General features: G+C 42.7%; 16 protein-coding genes. 8 read left to right on the top strand and 8 right to left on the bottom strand.

Annotation, left to right across the window (positions count from 1 at the left end; genetic code table 11):
- Window positions 1-39: 39 nt before the first annotated feature.
- From B4K11_RS15540 to lptM, 4 genes are read right to left on the bottom strand one after another with little or no spacing between them, the layout of a single operon-like run.
- The gene (locus B4K11_RS15540) at window positions 40-720 is read right to left on the bottom strand and encodes a DUF484 family protein (RefSeq protein ID WP_292950418.1); all 681 of its coding nucleotides are present in this window, start codon (window positions 718-720) and stop codon (window positions 40-42) included.
- Window positions 717-1559 carry a diaminopimelate epimerase gene (dapF, locus tag B4K11_RS15535; RefSeq protein WP_292950419.1) on the bottom strand — a complete coding sequence of 281 codons (843 nt, stop codon included), beginning with the start codon at window positions 1557-1559 and terminating at the stop codon, window positions 717-719. The genes B4K11_RS15540 and dapF overlap by 4 nt, the downstream gene beginning before the upstream one ends.
- 12 nt (window positions 1560-1571) lie before the next feature.
- A complete protein-coding gene (gene lysA / locus B4K11_RS15530; RefSeq protein WP_292950420.1) occupies window positions 1572-2828 on the bottom strand; it encodes a diaminopimelate decarboxylase in 1257 nt (418 codons plus the stop codon).
- Window positions 2829-2849: 21 nt separating this feature from the next.
- The gene (lptM, locus tag B4K11_RS15525) at window positions 2850-2978 is read right to left on the bottom strand and encodes an LPS translocon maturation chaperone LptM (RefSeq protein ID WP_414689227.1); all 129 of its coding nucleotides are present in this window, start codon (window positions 2976-2978) and stop codon (window positions 2850-2852) included.
- 230 nt (window positions 2979-3208) lie between these two features.
- Between lptM and cyaY the strand changes: the two genes are divergently transcribed.
- Window positions 3209-3541 (top strand): iron donor protein CyaY, encoded by a 333-nt coding sequence (cyaY, locus tag B4K11_RS15520; RefSeq protein ID WP_292950421.1) that lies wholly within the window; start codon window positions 3209-3211, stop codon window positions 3539-3541.
- Between the two features lies 1 nt (window position 3542).
- Entirely contained in the window at window positions 3543-4106 is a 564-nt protein-coding gene (locus B4K11_RS15515) for a D-sedoheptulose-7-phosphate isomerase (RefSeq protein ID WP_292950422.1), read from the top strand.
- A gap of 1 nt (window position 4107) precedes the next feature.
- On the opposite strand, the gene waaA is transcribed toward B4K11_RS15515, so the two are convergent.
- Window positions 4108-5391 (bottom strand): lipid IV(A) 3-deoxy-D-manno-octulosonic acid transferase, encoded by a 1284-nt coding sequence (waaA, locus tag B4K11_RS15510; RefSeq protein ID WP_292950423.1) that lies wholly within the window; start codon window positions 5389-5391, stop codon window positions 4108-4110.
- Window positions 5392-5493: 102 nt separating this feature from the next.
- Here waaA and B4K11_RS15505 point away from each other — a divergent pair, with 102 nt between their 5' ends.
- Both B4K11_RS15505 and B4K11_RS15500 read left to right on the top strand, forming a co-directional pair.
- Window positions 5494-6678 (top strand): FAD-dependent oxidoreductase, encoded by a 1185-nt coding sequence (locus B4K11_RS15505; protein ID WP_292950424.1) that lies wholly within the window; start codon window positions 5494-5496, stop codon window positions 6676-6678.
- Window positions 6675-7484 carry an aldo/keto reductase gene (locus tag B4K11_RS15500; protein WP_292950425.1) on the top strand — a complete coding sequence of 270 codons (810 nt, stop codon included), beginning with the start codon at window positions 6675-6677 and terminating at the stop codon, window positions 7482-7484. Before B4K11_RS15505 ends, B4K11_RS15500 begins: the two co-directional genes overlap by 4 nt.
- Before the next feature lie 6 nt (window positions 7485-7490).
- Here the strand turns inward: B4K11_RS15500 and hldE are convergent, their stop codons facing one another.
- Complete coding sequence (gene hldE, locus B4K11_RS15495) at window positions 7491-8921, bottom strand: bifunctional D-glycero-beta-D-manno-heptose-7-phosphate kinase/D-glycero-beta-D-manno-heptose 1-phosphate adenylyltransferase HldE (protein ID WP_292950426.1); 1431 nt, start codon at window positions 8919-8921, stop codon at window positions 7491-7493.
- Window positions 8922-8945: 24 nt separating this feature from the next.
- Window positions 8946-10667: a lipid A export permease/ATP-binding protein MsbA gene (gene msbA / locus B4K11_RS15490; RefSeq protein ID WP_292959458.1), complete on the bottom strand. Its 1722-nt coding sequence runs from the start codon at window positions 10665-10667 to the stop codon at window positions 8946-8948.
- Between the two features lie 235 nt (window positions 10668-10902).
- On the opposite strand from msbA, the gene B4K11_RS15485 reads away from it, so the two are divergent.
- The 4 genes from B4K11_RS15485 (at window position 10903) to B4K11_RS15470 (ending at window position 15269) form a co-directional block, all read left to right on the top strand.
- Window positions 10903-11823, top strand: a complete 921-nt coding sequence (locus B4K11_RS15485; protein WP_292950428.1) for a lysophospholipid acyltransferase family protein — start codon at window positions 10903-10905, stop codon at window positions 11821-11823.
- Between the two features lie 8 nt (window positions 11824-11831).
- Complete coding sequence (locus B4K11_RS15480; protein ID WP_292950429.1) at window positions 11832-12611, top strand: glycosyltransferase family 32 protein; 780 nt, start codon at window positions 11832-11834, stop codon at window positions 12609-12611.
- Between the two features lie 58 nt (window positions 12612-12669).
- Window positions 12670-13776: a glycosyltransferase gene (locus B4K11_RS15475; RefSeq protein ID WP_292950430.1), complete on the top strand. Its 1107-nt coding sequence runs from the start codon at window positions 12670-12672 to the stop codon at window positions 13774-13776.
- Window positions 13777-14231: 455 nt separating this feature from the next.
- Window positions 14232-15269, top strand: coding sequence for an O-antigen ligase family protein (locus B4K11_RS15470; protein ID WP_292950431.1), 1038 nt, complete (start codon window positions 14232-14234; stop codon window positions 15267-15269).
- 45 nt (window positions 15270-15314) lie between these two features.
- Here B4K11_RS15470 and B4K11_RS15465 read toward each other — a convergent pair.
- Window positions 15315-15577: hypothetical protein (locus B4K11_RS15465; protein ID WP_292959457.1), on the bottom strand; the 263-nt coding region annotated here is incomplete at its 5' end.

Here is a 15577-nt window from a genome sequence, read left to right as displayed (position 1 = left end):
TAACGCCTTAAGATAAAAAATTAGTGAAATGTGACTCTATTAATCTGTCTGACGTAGGATTCGACTTGCTACACGGCTAAGTACTTCACCCACATAGCTTAGAAGAACGGTCCCTTGATTACTTGAGAAATAATCAGGATCAAAACTTCCGACAGAGAGTAAACCTAAGGTCTCCCCCTGAACCAAAGGAACTACTGCCGCAGACTGAACCTTTGCCGCATCATGACTAAAAATGAAGCTATTTTCAGCCTCACTTAAGCGACCACAACTAGGCAAGTTAGTACCAATTAAACCGCTTATCACACCTGCATCTTCACGATTCATCAAACGCAAGTTATTCACATCTAATGGTTTATGTGTGAACAAGATCAGGGATGTCGCATCACTAGCAAAATCTTGGCAAAGACTTTCATCAATCGCTACAGCAATATCATCCAGTGTTTCAGACTCCAGCAATGCCAAAACCATACGCTTGGTTTTCTCAAACTGAGCGTCGTTATGTCTCGCGATATCAATTAAGTCTGACAGATGCGAAGTTAAGTTCTGGTTCTTCTCTCGCAATACCGTAGTCTGACGTTCAATCAGAGACACTGCCCTGCCCGTTTGATGAGGAACCTGTAACTTTTCCAGCAACTTCTCATTGCGAGTAAAAAAGTCTGGGTGCATCTGTAAAAAAGCAGCAACTTGCGCTTCTGTCAGGGGTTCTTGTTGATCACTCATACAAATATCTGTCCTTCATAAACAGTCGTAGCAGGCCCCGTCATAATGACCGGTTGTCCCTCTCCTGACCATTCTATTTCTAAATCACCACCAGGCAAATGTACGGTGACTGGCATATCCAATTCACCACGAAGTGCTCCTGCTACAACCGCAGCACAAGCTCCCGTTCCACACGCCTTAGTTTCACCCACTCCACGCTCAAAAACGCGCAAGTTAACTTCTGTGCGGTTAAGTACCTGCATAAAGCCAATATTAGCTTTTGCTGGGAAAGCTTCGTGAGATTCCAATACCGGCCCTAAACTTTCAACAGGGGCCGTTTCTACATCATCCACCAGCAAGACCCCATGAGGGTTACCCATTGAAACCGCACTCAATTCTATCTGAGAAGCCTGACCATTCATCTCGACATCAACACTGTACGTTTTAGACTGTGCATCAGCATTAAAGGGAATAGCCTCCGGCACCAATACAGGCGCCCCCATATCCACTTCAATTCTTTTATCAGGATGAATTTTGAGTAACGCACGCCCGTTTGCCGTTTGCACTGTCACTTCGGTTTTACCCGTTAAACGCTTATCTCGGACAAACTTTGCAAAACAACGAGCTCCGTTACCGCAATTCTCAACTTCAGAGCCATCCTGATTAAAAATGCGATAGCAAAAATCAACATCAGGCTCTGTAGGGGGCTCAACAATCAATAACTGATCAAAACCCACCCCTAAATTCCTATCACCTAACTTCTTTACAAGTTTAGGCGTCACTTTTACGCGCTGGGTTACAAGATCCAGCACCATAAAGTCATTACCTAAGCCATGCATTTTGGTGAAACGAACCAACATAATAAACTGCTCCTAACGATCCTTAGGTAAAAGCTGCTCGCCTCTGATAAGATCAGCTACCGATTCACGCTTACGGATCAGATGATACTGACTGTCATCAACCATCACTTCAGCAGGACGCCCGCGACTATTGTAATTGGACGCCATCACAAAACCGTACGCACCGGCTGAACAAACAGCTAACAGGTCTGAAGGCTCTAAGTTTAACTGACGATCTTTACCTAAGAAGTCACCAGTTTCACATACAGGTCCAACTAAATCCCAGGCTTTGGTTTCACCGCCATCACGTAGCATCACCGGAATAATTTCCTGATAAGCGCTATACAATGCAGGGCGGATAAGGTCATTCATCGCACCATCAATAATGGCGAAGTTTTTCTCACCGGTGCATTTTAAAAACTCAACGCGCGTCAACATCACACCCGCATTCGCAGCAATGGAACGACCCGGCTCAAAAATCAGTTCAAGATCACGCTCACCTAATTTTTCTAGCACGGCAGCAATGTATTCCTGCGGCGTAGGCGGTACTTCATCGGTGTAACACACACCTAAACCACCACCTAAATCTAGATGTTTAATTGCGATACCCTGCTCTGCCAAAGTATCCACAAGAACAAGAACGCGATCCATGGCATCGAGGAAAGGCGCAACCTCTGTTAGCTGACTGCCAATATGGCAATCCATACCAACAACATCAACACTCTTCATGTCAGCAGCACGTTGATAAATACGCACAGCGTCATCAATATCAATACCAAACTTATTCTCTTTTAAGCCTGTTGATATATAAGGGTGTGTGCCCGCATCCACATCGGGATTAACACGGAAAGAGATTGCAGCGACTTTACCTTCTGATTCAGCAACAGCATTAACACGCTCAAGCTCTGACTCTGATTCAATGTTAAAGCATCGAATACCCGCATCTAAAGCTTGGACAATCTCATGCGGCTGTTTGCCTACACCAGAGAAAACAACTTTTGAGGCGTCTCCACCTGCACGCAAAACACGCTCTAACTCACCGGCAGATACAATATCGAAACCTGCACCTAAGCGAGCCAATACATTAAGCACTGCGATATTAGAGTTAGCCTTAACCGCGTAACAAACTAAATCATTGCGGCCTTCCAACGCTTCTGCATAAGCGAGATAAACACGCTCGATCGCATCACGGGAATAAACGTAAGTTGGGGTACCGTGCTCTTCTGCGATCCGCGTCAAAGCTACTTCTTCACAGCAAAGCTGCTCATTTCTATACTCAAATGTGTCCATCAAACTTCTCTTAAATTCTACTTACTTCTGCTGTGTTTTTTTCTCTGCCTGGTCATCAGGCAAGTACAGAGGCCCTTTTTGACCACAACCGCCTAAGATTAAAAGGCTTAACAACGTGACTATTCCAATACATTTTGTCTGTGTTTTCACAGCAGGTATCCCCAAATAAACAACCGAATATACCGATTATACCTGTAACCCGAAAATTTCATAAAACGTTTTCCAAATTACTGTAAAAACCTTATATCTACCAATAAATACGGACTTTTTTATAAGATAAACAGGAAAATTCCGCGTTAATGATAACCATTCTTCGGCTTTTCTTCAGAGCTTGATATACTCTTGCGCCTATTATCAAGTTTTAGTGACCGGAGTAAGGTATGACAGAAAGCGAATTTAACGATCTGGTTGACCAAACTTTAGAACAGATTGAAGAAGTTTTAGATGATGCAGAAACCGATATTGATGTGCAATTAGGCGGCGGCATCCTAACAATTATCTGTGAAAACCATTCTCAAATTATCTTCACTCGCCAAGCACCCGTACAACAACTTTGGCTGGCGACAAAAAGCGGTGGTTTCCACTTCGACTATGACAATGAACAATCCTGCTGGATCCGTGATAGCAACGGCGATCGTCTCGATCAGTTTCTAAGCCAAGCTTATACAGAGCAAGCGGGTGAGACACTCGAATTCGATCTTACAGGTGCCTAAAATGTCTTTTGAAAATGCTCTACAACGCCATTTTGATACCTTCAATCAACTTCAATTAGTGCGTGAAGACACAGAACAATTAGCCGACCAAATTGAAGCTTCGTTGAAGCAGGGTGGCAAACTCATTTTTATGGGGAATGGGGGTAGTGCAGCTGATAGCCAACATTTAGCGGCTGAATTTGTTGTGCGTTATAAAGCTGAACGTCACCCGCTAGCAGCAATTTCGCTTACTGTGGATACATCTATACTCACCGCTCACAGTAACGACTATAGCTTTGATTCTGTTTTTACACGTCAAATCCAAGCCCTTGCAAAACCTGAAGACCTTATTATCGGTATTTCAACGTCAGGCAACAGCGGCAATATTATTGATGCTATAGAAGCGGCAAAAGATATTGGTTGTAAAACATGGGCTTGGACAGGCTCTAAAGGCGGCAAGCTAAATGATATCGCAGATCATTTAATCCGAATCCCTTCGGATGAAACCGCACGTATTCAAGAAGCCCACATTTTTGTCGGCCATTGGTTATGCGAGGAGATGGATCGTCGCACGACACAAGCATAAATCACTCAAGATTATTTATGCAGATCTCATCAGTCAGGGTGTAAAGCTTTTCTAAAGCACCCTGATTCTTCAATACAAACTCATACCCTGCCTGCCCCTGTTCAACTCTACTATCCTGATCACCCAGTAAACGCTTAAACTCGGTTAGAAGCGCATCAGAGTTTTCAACAACGGATAAACCACCCGCTTGCTGAAGAGAATCACAGATCAATTGAAAGTTATAAAAATGCGCACCCATGATGACCGGTTTTTTCATTACCGCAGGTTCTAACGGGTTATGCCCACCGCGCTCAATCAGGCTTCCACCAACAAAAGCCATATCCGCTGCCGCTAACAGCTTCATCAATTCACCCATAGTATCACCGAGATACACTTGAGTTTTCTCATTCGGCTGCTGACCTAAACTCCTACGAGCACATTTCAGTTTATTCTCTTTGATAAGTTCTGCTACATCATCAAAACGTTCAGGATGGCGAGGAACAATCACCAGAAGCAAACTGGGGTCTGACTCAAGCAATTTATTAAATACCAATAACAGTTCAGACTCTTCCCCTTCATGGGTACTCGCAGCAATAATGACCTTTCTAGATTCACCCCATAACTGACGCAGCGCATAAGCTAAACGCTCACTACCTTCCGGTGCTTTTACATCAAATTTGATCGACCCGGTTACAGTCATTGCCTTTTTAGGCAGCCCTAAATCTAAAAAACGCTGACCATCAGTCCCATTCTGAACAGCCACTTGATTTATCTTCTGTAGCATAGGAGTGGCTAATGATTTTAAGCGTTTATAACCTTTGGCAGAACGTTGGGACAAACGCGCATTAGCAACAAGAATAGGGACTTGCTTGCGACTACAGCTGTGAATTAAGTTTGGCCAAAGTTCTGTCTCGACGATGACACAACCACGTGGATTCACTTTCTCTATAAAACGGCTAAGTGCACAAGGGATATCATAAGGACAGTAATAGTGGGTTACAGAGTCACCGAACGTCGCCCTTACCCGCTCAGCCCCCGTCACCGTCATAGTCGTCATAACAATAGGCACATTTGGGTGACGCGCTTGAATCAATTTTATCAAAGGGACAATCGCTAAAGTCTCACCGACCGAAACCGCATGAATCCAAATGGGCTTAGCATTAAACACCTTATCAGACAGCGAGAAACCTAAACGCTCACGCCAACGCAGACGATAAGCCGGCGCTTTGATACCTCGCCACCATAATTTGCATAAAATGATGGGAACCAACATATAAAACACTAACGTATAAATAAAACGAGCCATAGGAGCTAAAACTACTTGATCACTTATAAGAACGGGAAAGTATACCATGCTTATTTTCAGCTCCCCTAGTCACAGGAATAGCCCACGCCTATAATGCGGTCTATGAAAACTCTTAAATTAGATCTTATTATCATTGGCGGCGGCATCGCAGGCTTATGGACATTAAACCGTGCGGTCGAAGCTGGTTTCAATGCCATTCTCCTTGAAAAAGACAGCTTAGGTGGCGGACAGTCTGTTCGCTCCCAAGGCATCATTCACGGTGGAACCAAATATGCTTTAAGCGGTGTATTAACCCAAGCGTCCAATACAATCAAAGAGATGCCACAACGCTGGCGTGATTGTTTAGCAGGCCAAGGTGAAATCGATCTAACAAGTGTAAATATACTTTCTGAAGCGCATTACATGTGGTCAAAGGGCTCTTTAGGTTCACGCATGACCACTTTCTTTGCCACTAAGGCATTTACTGGCAGAGTAGAAGAGGTCTCCTCTAAAGATAGGCCTGAAGTATTCAGCCATAAGAAATTTAAAGGCTCCCTCTATCGTTTGAATGAGCTTGTTCTGGATGTTCCTTCTGTCGTTGATGCACTGCGAAATCCACTTGAAGACCGTATTTATAAAGCAGACATCAACACTGCGAAGATAGAGATGGAAGGAGACCAAATCAAAGCAGTCTCTTTTGGTGATGAACAGTTACGTTTGGAACCACAACATATCGTACTCACTTCCGGTGAAGGTTTTGAGCCTTTAGCGGACAAACTCAATATTAAGCAACCAGAGATGCAGCGCCGCCCTTTACATATGGTCATGGTTAAACATCAGCACAACCTCCCCATGTTTGCCCACTGCATAGGCGCGGGCAGCAAACCTGTCGCCACGATTACGACCCACCCTTGTCAAGATGGAGGCCAAGTATGGTATCTCGGTGGCAATGTGGCAGAAACTGGATTGGAAAGATCAGAAGAGCAACAGATCACGTTTGCAAAAAAAGAGCTAACAGCGTTACTGCCTTGGGTCGATCTATCGGACGCACAATGGGCTAGCTTTCATATCAACCGCGCAGAACCCAAACAGTCCTCTCTAACACGACCTGATGCAGCTTTTGCGCAAAAGGTAGGAAACTGCATTGTCGCTTGGCCAACAAAGCTTGCCTTATCACCTGATTTAGCCGATCAAGTACTTCCCTTATGCGGCACGCCAAGTTCAACAACCGAAACGCAGCATTTAGATTTACTCAATTCGTTGCCAAAACCTGAAACAGCCCAACCCATCTGGGAGACAAGCTTTTGATAAAACGTCAATTAGCAGACACAGGAGTAGCTATCTCTCCTTTAGGTCTTGGCACCGTTAAACTGGGCAGAAATAAAGGCGTAAAATATCCAACCGATTTTGAAATCCCTGATGATCCAGCAGCACTAGACCTTCTTGCTCTAGCAAAAGAGCTAGGGATCAACCTAATAGATACCGCCCCTGCTTATGGTAATAGTGAAGAACGCTTAGGCCCTCTACTCCAGGGGCAGCGGCACGACTGGGTGATCTGTTCAAAAGTAGGCGAGGAGTTCGATAACATCAGCGGCGATTCCAGCTTCAACTTTACCCCTGAACATGTACAGTTCAGCGTTGAACGCAGTTTACAGCGATTACAAACAGATTATATTGATATGCTACTCGTTCATTCGGACGGCAATGATATCGGTATCATCCAACAGTATGGCATTTTGGACGTTTTAGAAGAGCTTAAACAAGCAGGAAAGATCCGCGCTACTGGAATGTCCACTAAAACAGTCGACGGTGGTTTATTAGCATTAGAAAAATCAGACTGCGCGATGGTCACTTATAATCTGAATCATCGAGAGGAAGAAGCCGTGTTGGATTATGCAGCCCAGCACAACAAGGGAGTTCTACTTAAGAAAGCCCTCGCTTCAGGTCATATTTGCCAAGACCAATCAATCGATCCCATAAAAGCGAGTTTCGACTTTATCTATAGTCACCCAGGAGTTACTTCAGCCATTATCGGTACAATTAACCCACAGCATCTAAGAAGTAATGTACGTGCAGCAGAGAAAGCCATTAAGCAACAATGGCTTTCTCAATGAAAACCCTTATTCGTTATCGCTTTGGATCTTCTCAACTATCGCCGTTGTAGAGCAGTTATCAAGGAAAGAAAGGACTCTAACCTCTCCCCCATAGCTGCTAACAAATTCACCACCGACAACACCGTCAATACCGTAATCACCACCCTTAACTAGCACATCGGGACGAACCTGTTCTAAGAGGCGTTCTGGGGTATCTTCATCAAAATATAGAACCCAATCAACCGCCTCTAGGCCAGACAATACCGCCATACGACGCTCAACTGGATTTATAGGGCGACCAGGACCTTTAAGTCGACTCACCGATTCATCGCTATTAATCGCTAACACTAAGCGATCCCCTTGAGCACGGGCTTGCTCTAGATACCCAACGTGACCCGCATGCAAGATATCAAAACAACCATTTGTAAAAACAATGGATTCACCCGCAGCTCTCGCATCGGCTAATGAGATAAGTAATTGCTCTTCCGATACAACACCTTTCTCCGCACCCTGCTCTTTACTCACGGCACGTCGCAGCTCTGGCGCACTGATTGCCGCAGTTCCCAATTTACCCACCACAATACTCGCGGCAATGTTGGAAAGGGCAACAGCGTTAGGAAGATCTTCACCCGCAGCTAACGCAGCGGCTAAGGTTGAGATTACTGTATCTCCAGCGCCTGTGACATCAAAAACTTCTCGCGCTCTCGCTGGAAAATGCAGCTCATCTTTATCAACCCTAATTAGGGTCATACCTTGCTCGCTTCGTGTCACTAAAAGAGCATCTAATTCCAGTTCTTTTGTTAAATCTTTACCACGGCGCACTAACTCTTCTTCTGTTTTACACGGACCTACTATCGCTTCAAATTCAGACAAGTTAGGCGTTAACAGTGTCGCGCCTCGATAACGCGCAAAATCACTACCTTTCGGGTCGACCATAATGGCGACATTTTGAGCCTTTGCTTGCTGAATCAATCTCTGACAATCAGACAGTGTTCCTTTGCCGTAATCAGATAGCACAATCACGCCGACATTAGATAAGAGAGGATCAGTTGCCTCAGCTATTTGATCTGCATAATCATTAGAAAATGGCTCTTCAAAATCTAAACGTATCAACTGCTGATGACGGCTAATAACACGTAATTTAGTGATAGTCGGCTCGCCGGACGTTTTAGAAAAAGCGCAGTTCACACGGGCAGACTGAAGCTGTTTTTCTAACGCAGCTCCGGCTTCATCTTCACCTACCAGACCAACCAGAGAGACTCCCGCACCTAAAGCGGTGACATTCAACGCCACATTAGCCGCACCGCCAGGACGATCTTCATGCTGCTCGACTTTTACAACCGGAACAGGCGCTTCGGGAGAAATACGAGACGTAGGCCCTTGCCAATAACGATCTAGCATCAGGTCACCTACCACTAACACCTGTGCTTTATCAAAACGTGGCATATGGATTTTCATTCAACTTCTCCGCGACTCATATTATCAGTCATTTTCAGTAAACTGTTTCTGGTACAAACCTGCATAAATATTCCCTTGAGTTAGCAACTCAGTATGAGTTCCTTTCTCAACAATCTCACCACGATCCATAACAACGATCTGATCCGCGGATTCAATGGTCGATAAGCGATGCGCGATCACTAGGGTAGTTCGGTCTTTCATTACATTTTCTAATGCAGCCTGAATATGGCGCTCTGATTCAGTATCAAGTGCAGAGGTAGCTTCATCAAGAATAAGGACTGGAGCATTTTTTAAGATGGCGCGTGCTATTGCTATACGCTGACGCTGCCCACCAGATAATTTAGTGCCTTTTTCACCCACCTGGGTATCCAAACCATCACTTAAATGATTAACAAATTCCATAACATGCGCAGCTTCTGCTGCATGAATAACAGCTTCATCACTCACATCAGGCATCGCGCCGTATGCAATATTATCGCGAATAGAGCCATCAAACAGGACAACATTCTGAGTCACCAACGCTATTTGTGAACGTAGAGAGGTCAATTCATATTCGGATAATTCATGACCATTTAACAGAATACTTCCTGACGTAGGCTCATAAAAACGAGGGAGTAAATTAGCCAATGTAGACTTACCACTGCCAGATTTACCCACAAACGCAACCGTTTGACCTGGAGATATCGTTAAATTTAGATTTTTAAGTATCGGCTTATTTTGAATATACGAAAAGCACAGGTCTTGCAGTTCAATACAACCCTCTTCCTGCTTAGCAATCAACTGGCCCGTATCAGACTCGACAATCTCATCAATCAATTCAAAAATACTTTGAGCCGCTGCAATGCCCCTCTGAATAGCCCCATTCACTTCAGTGAGTGAGCGTAACGGTTTAGCAATCAAGCCCGCCGCCGTAATAAATGCAATAAACTGCCCAGCACTCATACCTGTACTCATTAATGGATGAAGTGCCAAAAAAATCAATAAAGCTAAAGCGCTCGATACTATTATTTGAACGATCGGCACACTTAACGCTTCAGTAAGCGCCATTTTTAAGCTTTGACGTAAGTTTTGCCCACTGGCATCAGCAAACCGCTCACGCTCTTTATCACCACCACCAAACACGCGTACAACTTGTACACCTTGCACATTTTCCGAAGCAACATGGGTCACTTCGCCCATAGAATCCTGTATACGATGCCCTAAACGACGAAAACGTTTAGATGCCATCGCCACAACCAATGCAATTAGCGGTGATACAGCGGCAAAAACGAGCGTTAACTGCCAATTCAAATACAGTAAATAACCAAGCAATCCAACAACTGTCATCCCTTCTCGTACACTAATTTTCAGCGAGTCAGTTGCTGCAGTTGTTACCTGCTCAACGTTATAAGATATTTTAGAAAGGATATGACCGGAAGCGTGGTTATGAAAATAGTCCAGCGGTATAAGTAACAGTTTTTCAAACATTACTATTCTTAATTGATGAACAATATTTCTGGCCACATACGCCGTGAAAAAGTTACCCATAAAGGTGCCAATTCCACGAGCTATAGCAATCCCCATTAACGCGAGAGGACCAAAAATATAAGCATCTTCTTTCTGCTGGCCAATCGCATCAACCAAGTATTCCATTAAGGCTGCGAAACCGGTTTGCGTACTGGCATAAAGAATAAAACCAATAATCCCCAGCGTAAAAGGAAGCCAGTAAGGACGAACATAAGTCAAAAGACGAAAATAAATTTTCATCCCTGCACCTTTCTCTTGGACCCGCTCGGACATGGTAATCTATCTTAATTTCAAATAATTAAACGCCATTATAACCTGACGGCGTGATGAGCCCAACCTCCTAACCGTGGATCAGAGAAACAAGTACTAAACAACGTATAGCAACGCAAAGATAGAACCTTAATATCTAGGTTCCCTAGCTGAGGATTAAGTACACGGGTATAATCCCCTTATGTTGATAGAGATATAACTGACCGTGAAAAAAACTAACTCCTTTTTAGCACCAAAATATTGGCCAACCTGGCTGGTTATTTTACTGCTACGCTTATTAGCCTTACTTCCCTTTAAGCTCGGTTTAGCATTCGGTCGTTTGATAGGTATTACTCTGTACTATCTACTGCCTAAGCGCCGACACATCACCGAGGTAAATTGTTCACTTTGCTTTCCAGAGCTAACACAAGAAGAACAAGTCACGTTTGTTAGAGATGTCTTCAAAAACAACAGCATTGGTTTGATCGAAGCGGCATGGTCATATTGGGGTAATAAACAAGCCCTTCAAGAGCGTACCGAGTACTTAGGCTTTGAATTACTGGACGAGGCTTTATCTCAAGGACGTGGAGTCATTTTACTCGGTGCCCATTACTCCCATTTAGACTTGGGCGGCATGCTCTTTTCAAGATATGGAGCACCACTTATTTCTATGTACCGACAACACAACAACCCACTTATGGAAAAAGCCATTTGTGAAGGACGCGCATCGTTCAGCACTCCCGTGGAGCGCAAAAAACTACGAGAAGTCATACGCCAGCTCAGAAAAAACCATGTTATCTGGTATGGACCCGACCAAGACATGGGCCACAAAACATCAGTATTCGTTCCCTTCTTCGGCCAAACAGCCGCAACTGTTACTGCAACAACAAGAATGGTTAAGTTAAACAATTCCCCTATTCTTTCCATGCAGCAGCGTCGAAAGGAAGATGATTCTGGCTATATTATAGAGATCGTGCCAGTAGAGAATTTCCCCAGCGGAGATGAAACAAAAGACGCACATCTCATGAATCTAGCCATTGAAGCTGGAGTCAGAAAAGCACCAACACAATATATGTGGGTTCACAAACGCTTCAAAACCCAACAAGATGGTCATACCAGCCCATACCAAAAAGCCTCTAAGCAATAGGATAATCAATGAAAATGCCTTTTAAGATCATACTCGCCAATCGATTGCTTAAGCTCACTGGAGCCCTGATAAAAGCATTCTCTTTTCTTTTCCACTTTGTATTCCCGAAGAAAAGATTCACTATCCCCAAACAAAGTGACCCTTTAATAAAATCTAAGAAAAGCACCAAGATTCCCAAAATCATTTGGCAAACAAATTATACAAATAGCGTCAGTTTTCCGGTGTATTGCAACTACTTATGTAATCGTCTGATTTCACCCGATTTTGAATATCGATATGTAAGCACCGAAGATCGCCTAGAATTTATCAAGGAACACGCACCCAAAGAGATCTCAGAAGCGTATGAAAAGCTAACAGACGGAGCCGCTCAGGCTGATCTATGGCGCATGATCACCCTTAATTATCACGGCGGCATTTATATGGATATTGATGCCCATGCGGTATGGCCAATTTCTAAAATGATCAATGAAGATGATGAAGAGGTGTTTCTTTTAAACAAAGAACATTACACCAATTACTTCATTGCTAGCACTAAAAACAACCGTTTCTTAGAAAAAACCATTGAAATAATTATTAGCAATATCCAGAACAAAAACATTGGACGCGGAGTTTATGACCTAACCGGACCTGCTGTCTTCAACGATGCGATTGGCGAAGAGCAAGTCAATCATCGATATTATAAAATCACTTGTATCCAAGGTAGCTTCACCAATGAGCACTTCCAATATATAGATAAACCAAGAGGCAAGTGGACTCACGCAAAAAAAGAAGACCTGCTAAAAGACTAAAGCAACTCAGTGAAAGTAAGCATTTACTCACCAAGAAATTATTTTCAGGGATATGCACATGAATACTCGAATCTTGCAACTATGCTTATCCCCAAATCTTGGCGGCTTAGAATTATACATGCAGCGCTTGAGCCTATTCCTTCATTCGCATGCTCAAACGCACCTTTGTATAGCTGAACATAGCAAGCTTGATGCTGCGTTCTGTGAATTCCCTGCGATCCCAAAACTTCAGCTACGAAAACACGCCTGGAAAAATATATTTAAAAATGCAAAGCGCCTGGCAAACTATATCGATACAAATAAGATCGATGTAGTACATATGCATTGGACTAAGGATCTTCCCTTATGTGTCTTTGCAAAGCACTTAAGTCAACGTAAGCCAAAGCTTATACAAAGCAGACATATGAACATGACACGCTTTAAAAGCGACTTTTACCACCGTCATCTTTATAAAAACATTGACCTTATGATTGCGGTAACTGAGCAAGTTAAGCAGCAAATAACCCGCTTTGTTCCTGATGAAATTTGCCCCCCAGTTAAAGTATCTTATATTGGCGCACCTAAGTACAAACAGCTCAGTAAAGACGCTATTCAAGCACTGCGTCAACAGTATAACCTTGATAATAACTTTGTAATTGCACTCGCCGGCAGGATTGAACCAGCTAAAGGGCAAGCCCTTTTAGTTGAGGCTTTAGAAATATTAGATAAGCCAAATGTTAAAATCATGCTAATTGGTGATGCGATGGAGGAGGAGTATCTTCAACAATTCAAAAGCAGCATTGATATCAAAGGGTTGACCTCTCAAGCCGTTTTCACTGGTTTTGTTAACAATGTTCAGGATCTAATGGCTATAAGCGATTGCGTAGTACTCGCCACAGATAAAGAGACATTTGGTATGGTGCTTATTGAAGCAATGCATACTGGTACAGCTGTTTTGGCAAGCAACTCTGGAGGCCCTTTAGAAATAATAACACCAAATGAAGATGGGCTTCTTTTTAATAGTGGAGATGCTGCAGATTTAGCTGCTCAGCTGGCATGCTATATTGAAAATGAAGCGATTAGACAGCAACTAGCACATGAAGGGAAAGCCAAAGCTCTATCAAAGTTTGAAAGCAACCAACAATTCTCCGAACTCTTAACTCATGTAAAGCAATGCACAAAATAAGTTACACATTGAGATAAAACAAATTGCATCAACTTAAGCAATAATCCTAATCGAAATTACATCTGTAAAAAAAGCACTTTTCCCTATAGAATAACGGCGCCTTTTTCGGATGATCAGGCTACCTTTTTCTAGCTAAGTGCAGATTTATACCTAAATAACACGTGTCAAGCTAAGCCCTTCCAGCAAGCTTAATAGTAAAATTTATTGAGAACCAAATGCTCGCGTACATACAAAAAATGGATACATTTGACTGGGCAAAATTCTACTTAACGACTGTAACTTGTTGTTTCATAATTTTTTCGGTCACATTCCTTAATAGCTATAACATTTTTTCGGCGCTATTAGTCTGTTCTTATGTTTTCTTTCTTAGCCCTAAAGTCCGTCAAAACATCCGACTAAGCAATATCGAAAAAGCTCTGATTTGTATTATGTTCTGCTATATAGCATCTTTTTTTATGGAAGTAATTCTTTATGATGCAAAAATACGCATATTAGATAAACCTGCAAAAGTTCTCTTATTAATCCCCCTAATACCAATGCTAAATGCAGTCAAAATTAATTATAGATATCTCATAGCCGCATTTATCATTAGCTCAGGGTTACTTTTTTGCTTAGCGGGATATGAAAAACTTATTCTTAGACAATTAAGACCTGGTAGCTTAATTAACGCCATTCAATTTAGTGCGATAGCTATCGCAATTGCCTCAGCGGCAATCGCACTTGTCGCTACATTTATACAACACTATCAAAAGAAAAGTTTCTATCTAATTCTATTAGTATTCATCGCTGCTAGCGGTTTATGGGCTGGAATTCTTAGTCAGAGCAGAGGAAGCATCATAGCTATACCCGTTACTATCTTCTTAATTGGCTTACTTTATTTCCCTAAATTCAATTTAAACAAAACTAAAACAACGCTAGCTATTAGTATCACGCTAATACTTAGCACTACAATAATTTACAATAGCCCCGTAATGAAGCGCTTTCAACATTTCACAGACAATCTAATTGCCTATAGTGAAGGCGATACAACCAGAAACTCTACGAGCATTCGCTTAAACCTCTGGAAAGTTGCTTTAGAAGCAGGGCTCTCAGCTCCGATCGTTGGTGTAGGACATAAACAATTAGTTGCTTATAAAAAACAACAAATCGAGCATGGTAATTACGGTAAAGAATTATTCCGTTATGATAACTCCCATAGCAGCTATGCCAATGCCTTTGCCCGCAGAGGATTAATCGGCTTAATCGCCGTAGTACTATTCCTAGGCTTCCCTATCTACTACGGTATTAAATATTGGCGCCGAGAGCCCCAAAAGATAGCACCCTATACCGTAGGATTAACAGTATTTGGCAGTGTGTTTTTCATTTCAAATATAACCCAAGAAGTAATATTCCTTAATACGGGTATCATCATGTATACAGGCTTATTAGTCATACTAACAAGCCTATTATCGGAGCGAATCAAAACAACAAAGAGCGAAGAAGCTAGGGGGTAGTTTCTTCACGGACGCTATGAAGGAAGATCTTTATAGATAGATCAATCAAACCACATAGATAGGACTATCTGAAATGGTACTATCTCGAACGTCAAGTTGAAGACCCAACTTATCTACTACTTTCAATCCGTCTGAATCCATCCCTCTTCTATACATATACTCTGACAATGAAAGTTCACTTTCATTACTCCAGAGCACTAAAACATCTTTAGCCAAAACACGATCGAAGCAAGATAGCTCATAGACATTATCTTGCTTAAGGTAACGGCGAACTTCGACATTGCCTAAGAGCGCTGTCATAGTTTTGA

It is taken from the genome of Neptuniibacter sp. UBA6509 (assembly GCA_002435145.1).
Taxonomy (GTDB): domain Bacteria; phylum Pseudomonadota; class Gammaproteobacteria; order Pseudomonadales; family Balneatricaceae; genus Neptuniibacter.
Note: the sequence above shows the minus strand (reverse complement) of the source record. Positions and strands in the feature narration are given on the sequence as shown.